This window comes from Pseudactinotalea terrae (assembly GCF_009733845.1).
In the GTDB taxonomy this organism is placed as follows: Bacteria; Actinomycetota; Actinomycetes; order Actinomycetales; family Beutenbergiaceae; genus Pseudactinotalea; species Pseudactinotalea terrae.
Genome location: NZ_WNXZ01000001.1, coordinates 752,227 through 766,820 on the forward strand (window position 1 = coordinate 752,227; position 14,594 = coordinate 766,820).

12 protein-coding genes are annotated in these 14,594 nt (G+C 69.5%); 6 read left to right on the top strand and 6 right to left on the bottom strand.

Annotated features, from left to right (window positions below; all coding sequences use genetic code 11):
- Window positions 1-20: 20 nt before the first annotated feature.
- Genes GPA03_RS03475 through GPA03_RS03500 form a run of 6 tightly spaced genes read left to right on the top strand, consistent with a single transcriptional unit; the run spans window position 21 to window position 8,722 of the window.
- Window positions 21-2,339 (top strand): beta-xylosidase/alpha-l-arabinosidase, encoded by a 2,319-nt coding sequence (locus GPA03_RS03475; protein WP_156250582.1) that lies wholly within the window; start codon window positions 21-23, stop codon window positions 2,337-2,339.
- Complete coding sequence (locus tag GPA03_RS03480) at window positions 2,336-3,343, top strand: ABC transporter permease (RefSeq protein ID WP_156250583.1); 1,008 nt, start codon at window positions 2,336-2,338, stop codon at window positions 3,341-3,343. Before GPA03_RS03475 ends, GPA03_RS03480 begins: the two co-directional genes overlap by 4 nt.
- Entirely contained in the window at window positions 3,340-4,263 is a 924-nt protein-coding gene (locus GPA03_RS03485; protein WP_421958399.1) for a carbohydrate ABC transporter permease, read from the top strand. The genes GPA03_RS03480 and GPA03_RS03485 overlap by 4 nt, the downstream gene beginning before the upstream one ends.
- A 55-nt stretch (window positions 4,264-4,318) precedes the next feature.
- Window positions 4,319-6,001 carry an ABC transporter substrate-binding protein gene (locus GPA03_RS03490; RefSeq protein ID WP_156250584.1) on the top strand — a complete coding sequence of 561 codons (1,683 nt, stop codon included), beginning with the start codon at window positions 4,319-4,321 and terminating at the stop codon, window positions 5,999-6,001.
- A gap of 25 nt (window positions 6,002-6,026) precedes the next feature.
- Entirely contained in the window at window positions 6,027-6,734 is a 708-nt protein-coding gene (locus GPA03_RS03495; protein WP_156250585.1) for a YesL family protein, read from the top strand.
- Window positions 6,731-8,722 (top strand): beta-galactosidase, encoded by a 1,992-nt coding sequence (locus GPA03_RS03500; protein WP_156250586.1) that lies wholly within the window; start codon window positions 6,731-6,733, stop codon window positions 8,720-8,722. The genes GPA03_RS03495 and GPA03_RS03500 overlap by 4 nt, the downstream gene beginning before the upstream one ends.
- Before the next feature lie 67 nt (window positions 8,723-8,789).
- On the opposite strand, the gene GPA03_RS03505 is transcribed toward GPA03_RS03500, so the two are convergent.
- The 6 genes from GPA03_RS03505 to mihF all read right to left on the bottom strand — a co-directional run bounded on the left by GPA03_RS03505 (window position 8,790) and on the right by mihF (window position 14,552).
- A complete protein-coding gene (locus GPA03_RS03505) occupies window positions 8,790-10,808 on the bottom strand; it encodes a primosomal protein N' family DNA-binding protein (RefSeq protein WP_162458242.1) in 2,019 nt (672 codons plus the stop codon).
- A gap of 8 nt (window positions 10,809-10,816) precedes the next feature.
- A complete protein-coding gene (metK, locus tag GPA03_RS03510) occupies window positions 10,817-12,022 on the bottom strand; it encodes a methionine adenosyltransferase (protein WP_156250587.1) in 1,206 nt (401 codons plus the stop codon).
- Window positions 12,019-13,290 (bottom strand): bifunctional phosphopantothenoylcysteine decarboxylase/phosphopantothenate--cysteine ligase CoaBC, encoded by a 1,272-nt coding sequence (coaBC, locus tag GPA03_RS03515; protein WP_156250588.1) that lies wholly within the window; start codon window positions 13,288-13,290, stop codon window positions 12,019-12,021. The genes metK and coaBC overlap by 4 nt, the downstream gene beginning before the upstream one ends.
- A gap of 25 nt (window positions 13,291-13,315) precedes the next feature.
- Window positions 13,316-13,579: a DNA-directed RNA polymerase subunit omega gene (gene rpoZ / locus GPA03_RS03520; protein ID WP_156250589.1), complete on the bottom strand. Its 264-nt coding sequence runs from the start codon at window positions 13,577-13,579 to the stop codon at window positions 13,316-13,318.
- 75 nt (window positions 13,580-13,654) lie between these two features.
- Window positions 13,655-14,248, bottom strand: a complete 594-nt coding sequence (gene gmk / locus GPA03_RS03525) for a guanylate kinase (protein ID WP_156250590.1) — start codon at window positions 14,246-14,248, stop codon at window positions 13,655-13,657.
- Window positions 14,241-14,552: an integration host factor, actinobacterial type gene (mihF, locus tag GPA03_RS03530; protein ID WP_156250591.1), complete on the bottom strand. Its 312-nt coding sequence runs from the start codon at window positions 14,550-14,552 to the stop codon at window positions 14,241-14,243. The genes gmk and mihF overlap by 8 nt, the downstream gene beginning before the upstream one ends.
- Between the last annotated feature and the right edge of the window lie 42 nt (window positions 14,553-14,594).

The following is a 14,594-nucleotide window of genomic DNA, read 5'->3' on the forward strand; positions in this document are numbered from 1 at the left end:
CACCACGACGAAGGAGTCTGATGGCGTCGACCACTCAGGACGTCGCCACCCCCACCGGGTGGCGTGACCGGCACCGCTCCCCCGCTGACCGTGCGGCGTCACTCGTCGCGGAGATGACGCTCGAGGAGAAGCTCTCCCAGCTGGTCGGCCTCTGGGTGAACTCCAGCGCCGAGGGCGACGTCGCACCGCAGCAGTCCGAGATGACCGGCGAGATCAACTGGGACACCGCGATCCGCGACGGCCTCGGCCAGCTCACCAGGCCCTTCGGCACCAGCCCCGTGGCGCCCGAGGTCGGGGCACGCGCGCTCGCCGCGGCCCAGCGCCAGATCATGGCCGCCAACCGGTTCGGCATCCCCGCACTCGTGCACGAGGAGTGCCTCGCAGGCTTCGCCGCGTGGCAGGCCACCTGCTATCCGGTGCCGCCCTCGTGGGGCGCCACCTTCGACCCGGAGCTGGTCGAGCAGATGGCAGCCCAGATCGGCACCACCATGCGCGCCGCGGGCATCCATCAGGGGCTCGCGCCGGTGCTCGACGTCACCCGCGACTACCGGTGGGGCCGCGTCGAGGAGACGATCGGTGAGGACCCCTACCTCGTCGGTGTGATCGGCAGCGCGTACGTCACCGGGCTTCAGAGCGCCGGGATCATCGCCACCCTCAAGCACTTCGCCGGCTACTCGGCCTCCCGCGCCGGCCGGAACCTGGCGCCCGTCAGCATGGGCCCGCGCGAGCTCGCCGACGTCATCCTCCCGCCGTTCGAGCAAGCCGTCCGTGAGGCGAAGGTCCGCTCCGTCATGCACTCCTACTCGGAGATCGACGGCGTTCCGGCAGCGGCCAACGAAGCCCTTCTCACCGGGCTCCTTCGCGACGACTGGGGCTTCGACGGCGTGGTCGTGGCGGACTACTTCGGTGTGCGGTTCCTCGAGACCCAGCACCGCGTCGGTGCCACCGCCGGCGAGGCGGCCGGGCTCGCCCTCCGGGCGGGCGTCGACGTCGAGCTCCCCACCGGCGACGCCTACGTGGGGCCGTTGCTCGCAGAGGTACGCGAAGGCAGGGTCTCCGAGCACCTCGTCGATCGCGCGGTGCTGCGCGTCCTCACCCAGAAGGCCGAGCTGGGACTTCTCGACGGCGACTGGTCGCCGGACCCCGAGGGGCCCGTCGTGCTGGACGACGCCGCCGGCACCGACCTCGCGCTGCGGCTCGCACGCGAGGCCGTCGTGCTCGTCGAGAACCGTGACGGTGTGCTCCCGCTGGCCGCGGGCGGTTCGGTCGCGCTCGTGGGCCCGCTCGCCGACGACCCTTACTCGATGCTGGGCTGCTACTCGTTCCCCGCCCACGTCGGCGTGAGGTTCGGGGCGGAGATCGGCGTCGAGATCCCGACGGTGCGCGAGGCGTTGGCGGCCCGTACCGAGGTGCGGTACGCGCGCGGATGTGACGTGACCGACCCGGACACCTCCGGGTTCGCCGAGGCGGTCGCCGCCGCCCAGGAGGCCGACGTCGCCGTCGTCGCGGTCGGCGATCGCGCCGGGCTCTTCGGCCGCGGCACCTCCGGGGAGGGCTGTGACGCGACCGACCTCCAGCTGCCCGGCGTGCAGGCGGAGCTGATCGAGGCACTCGTGGCAACAGGGACACCTGTCGTCGTCGTGCTGCTCACCGGGCGGCCCTACGCGCTCGGCGGCCTGCTCGACGGTGTTGCCGGCATCCTGCAGGCCTTCTTCCCGGGCCAGCAGGGCGGTCAGGCGATCGCCGAGATCCTCACCGGCGAGATCGCGCCGTCGGGCCGGCTGCCGCTCTCCCTGCCGCGCGAGGCCGGGGCGCAGCCCTCGACGTACCTCAACCCGCCGCTGGGCCGTCGTTCTGCCGTGAGCAACGTGGACCCCACCCCGGCGTACCCGTTCGGCCACGGGCTGGGCTACAGCACGTTCGAGTGGACCGACCCCGGTATCACGCACGGCAGCACCGACTGGCCCGTCGACGGCGAGGTCGAGATCGGTGTGACGATCAGGAACACGGGCGACCGGAGCGCCGCTGAGGTGGTGCAGCTGTACCTGCACGACAAGGCAGCGCAGGTCACCCGCCCCGAGGTACGCCTGATCGGGTTCGCTCGGGCCGAGCTGGAGCCGGGAGCATCGGCCCGGGTCACGTTCGAGATTCCTGCCGATGTCACCGGCTTCACCGGGCTCCGTGGTGAGCGCATCGTCGAACCGGGCGATGTCGAGCTGCGGCTGTCCCGATCCAGCGCCGATGTGGTTGCGACCGTCCCGCTGCGCCTCGTCGGTGACGAGCGCACGCTCGGCCGCGACCGTCGGCTGACCACGACCGCACGCGTGGAGGGCACATGAGCACCGATGTCACGATCAACTCGGCCGACCGCAGCTCGACTGCGGTCGAGACGGTGGCGCCGCCGATCAAGTCACGTCGTCGGAACAAGCGCGGCGGCTACCACCAGACCTGGCGCGAGGCGATCAGGAAGGACTGGCGCCTCTACACGTTCCTGATCCTGCCGCTCGTGTTCCTGGCGATCTTCCGGTACCTACCGATGGCAGGCAACATCATCGCCTTCCGCCGGTTCCGGCCGGGCGGGTCGCTGTTCGGTGACTACTGGGTCGGCTTCTACTACTTCGAGATGTTCTGGAACGACCCCACGTTCTGGCGGGTCTTCACGAACACGATCATCATCGGGGCGCTCAGCCTCGCCATCGTGTTCCCCCTCCCGATCATCCTCGCGCTGCTGCTGAACGAGGTGCGGGTACGTAGGTTCAAGCGTGTCGTCCAGACCATCACCTACCTGCCGCACTTCATGTCGATCGTCATCGTCGCAGGCATCGTCTTCCAGCTGACCTCGCTCGACGGAACGATCAACCAGATCATCAGAGCCGTCGGCGCCGATCCGATCTCGTTCATGCAGGATCCCAGCTGGTTCAGACCGATCTACATCGGGTCGGAGATCTGGCAGACCGTCGGCTGGGGCACGATCCTGTACCTCGCGGCCCTCACCACGATCGACGACCAACTCTACGAGGCCGCCCGCATCGATGGTGCCAACCGATGGCAGCAGACCTGGCACGTCACGATCCCCGGCATCACGCCCACCATGGTGGTGCTGCTGATCCTCAACATCGGGTCGTTCCTGGCCGTCGGCTTCGAGAAGATCCTGCTGCTGTACAACCCGCTGCTGTACCCGACAGCCGACGTCATCTCGACATACCTGTACCGCGTCGGTATCGCCTCGGGCAGCTATTCGTACTCGACCGCCATCGGACTGTTCGAGGCGATCATCGGGCTCACGCTCGTCCTGTCCGCCAACGCGATCTCGCGCCGACTCGTGGGGAGCTCACTGTGGTGACGATAGACCCGACCAAGGATGCCCCCGATCTCGCCGACATCCGTCCCTCGACACGGACGGTCAAGGAGACGACCGGTTACAGGATCTTCAAGTACGCGAACTACTTCACGCTGCTGATGATCTCGGCCATCACGCTCTATCCGTTCATCAACCTCGTCGCGAAGGCGTTCTCCGCCGAGGGCTACATCGCCGCCGGGCAGGTGAACCTGATCCCGCGTGGGTTCAACACCACCACCTTCGCGGCGGTGATGAGCGACAGCATGTTCTGGATCAACTACCGCAACACCGTGGTCTACACGGTCGTGGCCACCGCGATCGCGATGGTCCTGACGACGACGTTCGCCTACGCGCTGGCCAAGAAGCACCTCAAGGGTCGGTCGATCTTCGTCGGCATCGCCGTGTTCACCATGTTCTTCAGCGGTGGGCTCATCCCGAACTACCTGCTGATCAACTCGATCGGCTTCAAGAACACCATCTGGGCGATCGTCATCCCGAACGCGATCAGCGTCTTCAACCTGCTGATCATGAAGTCCTTCTTCGAGAACTTCCCGACCGAGCTCGAAGAAGCAGCAGCGATCGACGGGCTGTCCACCTACGGCATCTTCGGCCGGATCGTGCTGCCGCTGAGCAAGGCCGTGCTGGCCACGATGATCCTGTTCTACGCCGTCTCGTTCTGGAACTCCTGGTTCCAGGCGTTCCTCTACATGGACAGGTCCGAGCTCTACCCGGTGACGATCTACCTGCGCAATCTGCTCGCGGCAGCGACCTCGATGGAGGACATGGGCTCGGACAACGTGCAGATCGCCTCCAACGTGCAGTCGGTGACGATGGTTCTCACCGTGCTGCCGATCGTCTGCGTCTACCCCTTCATCCAGCGCTTCTTCGTTTCAGGAGTGATGCTCGGCTCCGTCAAGGGCTGAGATCGCCGCTCCACCTCCCTTTTCCCGCCCCAGCAACGACGCAAGGAGAAACTTCATGAGCGAGACCCGTACCCCCCTGAGCCGCCGCAGCGTGCTGCGCGGTGCCCTGTTCACCGCGGCAGCTGTTCCGTTCGGCATCGGCCTCGCGGCCTGTGATACCGGCGACGTCGGGGGCGAAGGGGGCGGGGGTGACGATGCAGGCGGTTCCGACCTCAGCGACAAGATGGTCGGTGCGATGGAGGACTACGACGTCGGGACGACGTTCGTGGCTACCGAGGCGCTCGCCTTCAACGTGCTCTACCGCGACCACCCGAACTACCCGCTGAAGGACGACTGGTCCTTCCTCACCCACATCAGCGAGGACAACAACGTCTCGTTCGACTTCACATCGGTTCCGCTGTCCGATTTCGAGGACCGCAGAAGCCTGCTGATCGCCGCCGGTGACGCCCCCACCGTCATCACACAGGCGTACGCGGGCACTCTCGACCAGTTCGTTCCCAGCGGTGCGCTCCTCCCCGTCTCGAAGTACATCGACCACCTGCCCAACTACCGGGCGAAGGTCGAGGCGTGGGGACTCCAGGCCGACCTCGACCGCACACGTCAGATCGATGGTGAGTACTACGTGCTCCCGGGCCTGCTCGAGTCAGCGAAGCCCGGCTACTCCTTCGCCATTCGCGACGATCTGTGGCAGGCCGCAGGCTTGACCGACCCCGCTACCTTCGAGGAGTTCCGCGAGCAGATGCGCGAGGTCAAGGCCAAGAACCCTGACCTCGAGTACGTCTTGTCGGACCGCTGGAACTCCGGTGGTCCGATGGAGGCGACCCTCAGCGCGTGCGCACCCAACTTCGGCGTGCGCGCTGGATGGGGCTTCGGCGACGGCACCGTCTGGAACGGGAGCGCCTACGAGTTCACCGGCGCGATGGATGGCTACCGCCAGCTGGTGGCGTTCTTCGCGAGTCTCGTCGAAGAGGGTCTGATGGACCCGGAGTCGATCACGCAGGACGATGACGCCGCCATCCAGAAGCTCACCAACGGGCGCACCGCCGTCATCGGGTCGAACGACCAGGAGATCCTCACCTATCGCACCAATCTCGCTGACGCCGGAAACGCCGACGCTGTCCTGCGTCAGATCGTCGTCCCTGCGGGTCCCGCCGGTGACATCATCGACACGTCACGATTCGAGTCGGGGGTCGCGCTCTCCTCGAGCGCGTTGGAGCAGGACAACTTTGTCGCGCTGCTGCAGTTCATCGACTGGCTGTACTACTCCGACCAGGGGCTGGAGTTCGCGAAGTGGGGCGTCGAAGGCGAGACCTTCACCAGGACTGCGGATGGCAAGCGTGAGTTGATGCCGGACATCGACATCAACGGGCTCAACCCCGGGGCGCCGAAGATGCTGAACGCCGACTTCGGCTACCACAACGGTGTCTTCATGCCCGCGCACGGCTCCACGCAGGACCTGGTCAGCTCGATGCTGCGCGAGGAGGTCGTGGACTTCCTCGCCAAGATGAACGAGAAGGAACAGCTCGATCTCGGCCCGGGCTTCCTCCTGAACGAGCTCGACGCCGAACAGGTGGCGCTCAAGCAGACTGCGCTCAAGGACGCCAGCTATCAGGCAACCGCTGCGTTCATCCTCGGTCAGCGCTCGCTCGACGACTGGGATGCCTATGTCGGTGAGCTCGAGGCGGCAGACATGCCCGGCTACCTCGAGATCATCAACGGCTCGCTGCGCGAGAGCTGACACACCCCGTGACACCATGACGATCGTGACCGGAACCGACCCGCTCCCCGGCGAGCTCAGCCGGGGCCCGCTCGGCCGTGCCACCGTCTCGCTCCAGCGCTACGGCGCGATCAGCCTCGGCTTCACGATCGCCAGCCTGCCGGCGGTAGCAGCGACAGTCCTGCTACCGCCGAGCGGGCTCACGCTCGGCCTGATCGTGTTGCTGGGCGTCTCGGTCGCTGTGGCGCTGTCGGCATCGCTCGCAGCCTGGCGCGCTGAGCGCACGGTCGTGCACCCCGCACCGTGGTCCGCGTTCTGGCGGGGGTGGCGCCGAAACGCCCTCGACGTCGTGCGGGCAGTGGCACCGGGCCTGCTGCTCGTGACGGTCATCGCGGTCACGGTCCTGAACGCGGACGGGGCCGGCATCGGTGGCGCCTATGCCGGAGTGCTGCTCGGGATCGCAGGTGTCACCACGCTGATCGGCGTCCGGGTCACCGTGCTTGCGTCGGTGTTCTCGTTCCGCACACGCGACCTCTGGCGTCTCGCTGCCTACACGCTCTTCCGGGTACCCCGTGCCACGGTGGCGCTCCTGGCCATGGCGATCTGCGCAGTCGGTCTGGTGTGGCTGACCAACGAGGCGGTGCTGCTGGTGCTGGGCGGCGCCGCCGCTCGATTGTTGCTGCATCACGAGCAGCCCGTGATCGACCACGTCCGGCACCACTTCACCCACGAAGGGCAGGAAGCAGCACCGTGACCACGCCGAGGATCCGCTACGGCGGCGACTACAACCCCGAGCAGTGGCCCCCGGAGGTGTGGGAAGAGGACTACGACGCCTTCGACCTCGCCGCGATCGACACACTGACGATCGGCGTCTTCGGCTGGTCGCACATCCAGCCGTCGGAGAACTCCTACGACTTCGCGACCCTCGACGCGATCGTGCAGCGGGCGGTCGACGGCGGACGATCGATCGTTCTTGCGACGCCCACGGGCGCGATGCCGCCGTGGCTGTCTCATCGATACCCGGAGGTGAACCGGACCGACTTCGAGGGTCGCCGCCACGTGTACGGGCAACGTCACAACCACTGTCCCAGCTCGCCGGTCTACCAACGGCTCTCCACCGAGCTGGCCGATCGGATCGCCGAACGGTACTGCGGCACACCGGGGCTGGCCGCCTGGCACGTCGCCAACGAGTACGGCGGCCCTGACGGCTCGTGCTACTGCGAGCGGTGTGCGGTCGGGTTCCGCGATTGGCTGCGGCATCGGTACGGCGACCTCGAGGGTCTCAACGAGGCCTGGAACACGATGTTCTGGTCGCACGTCTTCACCGACTGGGACCAGGTGGTCCCACCCAACGCCCTGAGCGAGCACTGGCGCGGCCCGAACCACACGGCGTTCCAGGGCATCACGCTCGACTACCGCCGCTTCATGTCGGACGCCCTGCTGGCCAACTTCGTCGCAGAGAAGGAACGCATCAGACGGCACGACCCCCTCACTCCCGTCACGACCAACTTCATGGGCCCGTTCCGCCCCATCGACTACCACCGGTGGGCACCGCACCTCGACCTTGCCAGCTGGGACAACTACCCGCCGGGACAACGTCAGGAGGTGCGGATGGCCTTCAGCCACGACCTCATGCGTGGGTTGAAGGATGGCGCACCGTTCTGGGTCATGGAGCAGACCCCGACGATCACTGCCAGCCGGGATGTGAACCCGGTCAAGCGGCCTGGTGTGCTGGGACTCTGGTCGTGGCAGGCAGTCGCGCACGGCGCGGACGCGGTCCTCTACTTCCAGATGCGGCAGTCGCGGGGCGCCTGCGAGAAGTACCACGGCGCGGTGCTCGATCACGCCGGCCGCACCGATACCCGATCCTTCAAGGAGATCGCCGACCTCGGGCACCAGCTACAGCAGCTGGGTGATGCCGTCCTCGGAGCTCGCACTCCTGCCCGTACCGCGGTGATCTTCGACTGGGACTCCTGGTGGGCGGCGGAGATGACCGACGGCTTCAATCGCCACGTGAGCTATCTCGCCGTGGTGCTCGGCTACTACGGTGCCCTCTGGCGCGCCAACGCCGCCGTCGACGTGGTGCCGTGCACGGCCGACCTGAGCGCCTACGACGTGGTAGTCGCACCCGCTCTGCATGTCGTCAAGGGCGACATCACCGAGCGGCTGCGTGCCGTCGTCGAGCGCGGTGGATCCGTGATCACCTCCTACTGGGCGGGTCGCGCAGACGAGAGCGCGCGGGCTTTCCTGATGGATGCCCCCGGACCGTTCGGGGACCTCTTCGGAGTCCGCGTCGAGGAGACCGACTCGGCTGCTCCCGGTGAGCACAACCCGGTGACGCTGAAGCTTGACGACACCTCGGTGACGACACCGGCGTCACTCGTCTTCGAGGTCCTCGTGCCGGAGGGCGCGGAGGTGGTCGGCACCTACGACGAGGACTTCTACGCCGGGCGGGCAGCCGTCACGCGGCACCGCACAGGTGAGGGCGAGGCCTGGTACGTGGGTACGGACCTGGCCGCCGACGGTCTGGACGCGGTGGTGCGAGCGGTGCTCGAGCGCCACGACCTCGTGGGTCCGCATGCCGACGACCCACACCTCGAGGTGGTGGACCGCGTCAACGACTCGGGGTGCTACCGCTTCTTGCTGGACCACGATCGCAAGAGCGTCGAGATCCAGCGCCTCAGCACCGGCTCCGGCACCCCCACGACCCTCCTACGCACCTCGGCCGGGTTCCGCGCCTAGGCCGCGCGCACCGCGCGGGACGCTGTGAGCGCTCGGCGTGTGGGACCGGCCCGGGAAGCGTGTGGCGTCAGGGGGTGAGCGAGGAGGGATCGATCTGGGTCCGGGCAGCAGGGTCCTTGCGGGCGCTGCCGATGGCGGCGGCGGCCTTGAGCGCTGCCGACAGCGCTGCCCCCTCGGCCCGCGGGACGCGGACGATCGCGTGCGCGAGCTCGTTGCCGGACTCGTCGACGTAGGGCTGCGGACCGAGGACCTCTGCCGAAGCCGGCAGCGACACGCGCGCCAGCAGGCCGCGCACCGCGGACCACTCGCCTGTCAGGCTCGCGAGCCTCGCCGACGGCGGGAACCTGAGCTCCGCACGCTCGCTCAGCTCACGCTGTGCGTACCCGACCGCGTCCCAGCGCAGCAGCGCTTGTGACGGCGCCGCCGGCGGCTGGCCGAGGAGCATCACCTCGCCGTCGGGGCGCACCAGGGCCGCGGCGTTGAGCCAGCGGCGCAGCGCCTCCACCGAGGCGTCCAGGTCGTCCCGCGCGGCCATCACCGCACCGTCGAGCAGGACCGCGGCGGCGTAACCGCCCTCGGCCAGCGGCTCAGCCCCCGGTGTGGAGACCACCAGCCTGGGTCTCGAATCGACCGAGCCGACCACCCCGCCGTCCCGGCCCGAGGAGGTCACCGGGGTCCCGGGGAATGCCCGCCCCAGCTCCTCGGCCGTGCGGCCGGACCCGTAGCGCAGCGCCCGCACCTGATCGGCACCGCACTCCCCGCAGCTCCAGGCGATCGCCCGGCGCCCGCACCAGCGGCACGACGGCGGCGCATCACCCGAACCGAGACCGAGCGGACCCGCGCAGTGCACGCACCGAGCAGGCGTGCGACACCGCGCGCACGCCACCACGGGCAGATAGCCGGCGCGCGGGACCTGCACGAGCACGGGTCCGGTCGCCAGCGCCCGCCGCACCAGCTCCCACGCCGGCCTGGGGAACCGTGCGGCACCGGCCGCACCCTCACGGGCGAGATCGACCTCCGATGGGACGATCACCCGCGGTGTCCGTTCCCGCACCCGCTCACGCGGCGCGGCCAACGAGCGTGCCCAGCCGTCGGCGACCAGCTGTTCGGCCGACGGGGTCCGCGCGTACCCTCCGAAGAGCGCCGCTGCTCCCTGCTGCTCGGCGCGGGCCACGAGGACCTCGCGGGCGTGCGGGTACGGCGCCCTGGGCTCGGCGTACAGGTCGTCGCCGTCGTCCCAGCAGACCACCAGCCCCAGGTTCTGCACGGGCGCGAGCGCGGCCGAGCGCGTCCCGACCACCACCCCGACCCGCCCCAGCAGCGCGAGCAGGAACCTCCGGTACCGCGCCGAGCGCCCCTGCTCCGCGGTCAGCACGACGTGCTCGACGGTTTCCGCCTCGAGCGCAGCCGCCATCAGGGTGACGTCCCGCGCGTCCGGAACGATCACCAGCGCACCCCTGCCGGAGGCTCGGACCGCCCGCACGGCTGCCGTCACCGCTGCCGGCCACTCAGGACCGCCGCTCGGCGCCGGCAGCGCCGACCAGACCGCGCGTGGCGACTCCCCCGCCGCGAGCCTTCTCAAGAACGCCGGACCAGCGGGATACACATCCCACACGCCGCCGTGTTCGCTCTCGGCGAACACGCCCTCGTGGAGCTCGGCTCGCTCCTCGTGCTCGGTCCCGAGCACCGCGGCCTCGGCGGTGGCGTGCCGCGGCGGGATCGCCAGCCGGAGCACGTCCGTCGTGGTCCCGGCGTAGGTCTGTGCCACCGTCCGCGCGAGGCGCAGCACCTCCGGCGCCAGCACCGGCACCGTGGAGACCACCTTCCGGATCGCCGCGAGATCACCGTGATGCGTGCTGGCAGCGCTGCGGCCGACAACCCAGCCGTCGCGCTCTTTGCCGGCGAACCGGACCTTCACACGCACCCCGACCCGGACCTCGCCGTCGAGGTCCGCCGGCACGCCGTAGTCGAACGGCCGGTCCAGGTGCGGCAACGGCACCTCGACGAGCACCTGCGCGACGCTCGCCCATGGGCTGACCCGTGCAGGCTCGGCACGCGGGTCGAGGAGGCTCGGCTGCTCGGACACCGGTTGCGTCAGCGCACCGCTGCCCGCAACGCGTCAGCGCGGTCGGTCCGCTCCCAGGTGAACTCGGGCAGCTCGCGCCCGAAGTGGCCGTAGTTCGAGGTCTGGGCATAGATCGGGCGGAGCAGGTCGAGCTCGGCGATGATCGCCGCCGGGCGAAGGTCGAACACCGCGCCGATCGCACGCGCGATCTCGTCGGTGGGCACCGTCTCGGTGCCGAACGTCTCGACGTGCACCGCGATCGGGTGGGCCCGCCCGATCGCGTAGCTCACCTGCACCTCGCAGCGCCGTGCCAGGCCGGCCGCCACCACGTTCTTGGCGACCCACCGCATCGCGTAGCTCGCGGATCGGTCCACCTTCGAGGGGTCCTTGCCGCTGAACGCACCGCCGCCGTGCCGAGCCATGCCGCCGTAGGTGTCGACGATGATCTTGCGGCCGGTCAGCCCGGCATCGCCCATGGGGCCACCGGTCACGAACAGGCCGGTCGGGTTGAGGATCACGTCCGGCGAGCTCACGTCGAGACCGACCTCCTGCGCCGTGGCCTCGAGGACGGGGTCGATGACCTCGGCGCGCAGCGCAGGCGCCAGCACACGCGCGACATCGACCCCCTCGTCGTGCTGGGCGGACATCACGACCGTGTGCACGCCGACCGGTCGATCGCCCTCGTAGGCGATCGTGACCTGGGTCTTGCCGTCGGGCCGCAGGTGGCGCACGATTCCCTGCTTGCGCACCTCGGTGAGCCGCGCCGACAGGCGATGTGCGAGCAGGATCGGCAGCGGCATCAGCTGCGGGGTCTCGTCGGTGGCGTAGCCGAACATCAGGCCCTGGTCACCGGCCCCCTGCAGGTCGAGCGGGTCCTCTGCCGTAGAGCCGACACGCGACTCGAGCGACTTGTCGACGCCGGCCGCGATGTCGCTGGACTGCTGCCCGATCGAGATCGAGACGCCGCAGGAGTCACCGTCGAAACCGACTCGCGACGAGGTGTACCCGATGCCGGTGACGACATCGCGCACGATCCGCGGGATCTCGACGTACCCCGCCGTGGTGACCTCGCCGGCCACGTGGACGAGGCCGGTCGTCACCATCGTCTCGACCGCCACCCGGGCGTGTCGATCGTCCTCGAGCATGGCATCGAGGATCGAGTCCGAGATCTTGTCGCAGATCTTGTCGGGGTGACCCTCGGTGACCGATTCGGAGGTGAAGAGGCGCGTACTCACCCGGGCAGCGTAGTCGCCGCCGCCGACAGCCCGCTGGGCCCGTCCACCGGTGCCCGGGAGTCGAGAACGGCGACGACGGCATCCAGCAGACCCCGCGCCACGTCGGCCTTGGAGCCGCCGGCCTCGGCGACCACCTCGCCTTGCGTGTCGAGGATCACGACGGCGTTCGGCACGTCTCCGAAGCCGGCACCCTCTCCCACCGCGTTGACGGCGAGCAGGGCGGCGCCCTTGCGGCGCGCCTTCGCGCGGCCGTGCTCCAGCACCGAACCGGAGGCGTCACCGGTCTCGGCCGCGAAGCCGACGACGACCTGGTCCGCGCGTGCCTCGCGCGCCAGCCCGGCCAAGATGTCGGGGTTCTCGACCAGGTCGATGCTGAGACCGTCGCCGGACTTCTTGACCTTGGCCTCGGCGACCGTGGCCGGCCGGTAGTCGGCGACGGCCGCGGCCATGATGAGGACGTCCGCGTCCGCGCGTGCGCGCATGGCGACCTGCAGGTCGGCGGTGGTCTCCACCTCCACCACCTCGACCCCGGGCGGTAGCAGAGCTGCGTCGACGTTCGCGGCCACCAGCGTGACGTCGGCGCCCCGAGCAGCCGCCTCGACCGCGATCGCGATGCCCTGCCGCCCCGATGACCTGTTGCCGAGGAACCGGACCGGGTCGAGCGGCTCGCGGGTCCCCCCGGCGCTCACCACGAGCGAGCGACCGCCGAGGTCGCCCTGACCGGCGGGGCTGCCACTGGCTGCCTGGCCCAGCAGCCTCAGGGCCTCGTCGAAGATCACCCCGGGCTCCGGGAGCCGGCCCGGCCCGCTGTCGGCGCCCGTGAGACGCCCGTCGGCGGGATCCATCACGTGGATGCCGCGGCTGCGCAAGGTCTCGACGTTGGCGACCGTGGCCGCGTGCAACCACATCTCGGTGTGCATCGCCGGGGCCATCAGCACCGGGCAGGTCGCCGTGAGCAGCGTGGCGGTCAGCAGGTCGTTCGCGAGCCCGCCGGCCGCGCGGGCCATCAGGTCAGCCGTGGCGGGTGCCACGAGCACCAGGTCGGCCTCCCGGCCGATGCGCACGTGCTCGACCGTGTCGGTGCCCTCGAAGACCGAGGTGGTCACGGGCTGACCCGAGAGCGCCTCCCAGGTGGGCGCGCCCACGAACTGCAGCGCGGCCGCCGTCGGCACCACGCGCACCTCGTGGCCCGCCTCCCGCAGGAGGCGCAGCAGCAGGGCGGACTTGTACGCGGCGATACCGCCGGCGACGCCGAGGACGACGCGCACGTCCACTCCCCCTGCTGCTCGGTGCTCAGTCCTCTTCGGGCTCGACGGTCAGCAGACCGGAGCTGATCTCCCGCATCGCGATCGACAGCGGCTTCTCCTGCGGCTCGGTCTCGACGAGCGGGCCGACGTACTCGAGCAGACCCTCGTTGAGCTGCGCGTAGTAGGAGTTGATCTGGCGGGCGCGCTTGGCGGACCAGATCACGAGCGCGTACTTGGAGTCGACGGCCTCGAGAAGGGTGTCGATCGGCGGATCGGTGATGCCCTCGGGGGCGGCAACGGTTCCGGACATGTCAGTGACCTCGCAGTCGTGGGGGCGGCCGGCGGCACACGCGTGCACGTCTCAGCCAGGTGGCCTGGACCGATTCTACCCGGATTCGCCCGTGATCAGGGCGACCAACTCGTCAGTGGCGCGCCTCACGTCGTCGTTGACGATCGTGTGGTCGAACTCCGACTGCGCGGCCATCTCGATCTGGGCTGTCGCGAGGCGGCGCTCGCGCTCCTCGTCGGACTCGGTGCCGCGGCCCACGAGCCGGCGCACGAGCTCCTCCCAGGTGGGCGGCGCGAGGAACACGAACCGTGCCTCGGGCATCGTCTGACGCACCTGCCGCGCACCCTGGAGGTCGATCTCGAGCAGCGCCGGCCGGCCCTGTGCCAAGCAGGCCTCGACCGGCCCGCGAGGGGTCCCGTAGTGGTGCCGACCGTGCACGACGGCGTGCTCGAGGAACTCTCCGCGCGCCACCATCTCCGCGAACTCCTCGGGCGAGGAGAACAGGTAGTGGACGCCGTCGATCTCGCCCGGGCGTGCTGGGCGCGTGGTCGCCGAGACCGAGAGCCAGATCTCGGGGTACCTCGCCCGGATGTCGGCCGACACCGTGCCCTTGCCGACGGCGGTGGGTCCCGCCAGGACGGTCAGTCGCGCTGGTGCGGCGGGTCGGTTCGGGTGGGCCGCCTCAGCCAAACTGCTCGACCAGCTTGGCGATCTGGTGCGGGCCGAGGCCGCGGACGCGCCGCGACTCGGAGATGCCGATCTCGGTCATGATCGCCTTCGCGGTCACGCGCCCGACCCCGGGCAGCGACTCCAGCAGCGAAAGCACCTTGAGCTTGCCGATGGCATCCACCGTCTTGCCCTGCTCGATCACCTCGGAGAGCTTGCCACCCGAGTACTTGAGTCGGTTCTTGACCTCCGCACGGACGGCGCGCGCTTCGGCAGCCTTCTCGAGCGCGGCGGCGCGCTGCTCGGGCGTGAGGTTGGGGAGGGCCACGGTCTCACCTCGGGTCGGGGACGCTTGACTGGCAACCTAGCG

What these genes read in the sequence shown, in the direction of transcription:
- GPA03_RS03475 (WP_156250582.1), top strand. Translation starts at nt 21, where the DNA reads ATGGCGTCGACCACTCAGGACGTCGCCACCCCCACCGGGTGGCGTGAC.
- GPA03_RS03480 (WP_156250583.1), top strand. Translation starts at nt 2,336, where the DNA reads ATGAGCACCGATGTCACGATCAACTCGGCCGACCGCAGCTCGACTGCG.
- GPA03_RS03490 (WP_156250584.1), top strand. Translation starts at nt 4,319, where the DNA reads ATGAGCGAGACCCGTACCCCCCTGAGCCGCCGCAGCGTGCTGCGCGGT.
- rpoZ (WP_156250589.1), bottom strand. Translation starts at nt 13,579, where the DNA reads ATGTCCGGAACCGTTGCCGCCCCCGAGGGCATCACCGATCCGCCGATC.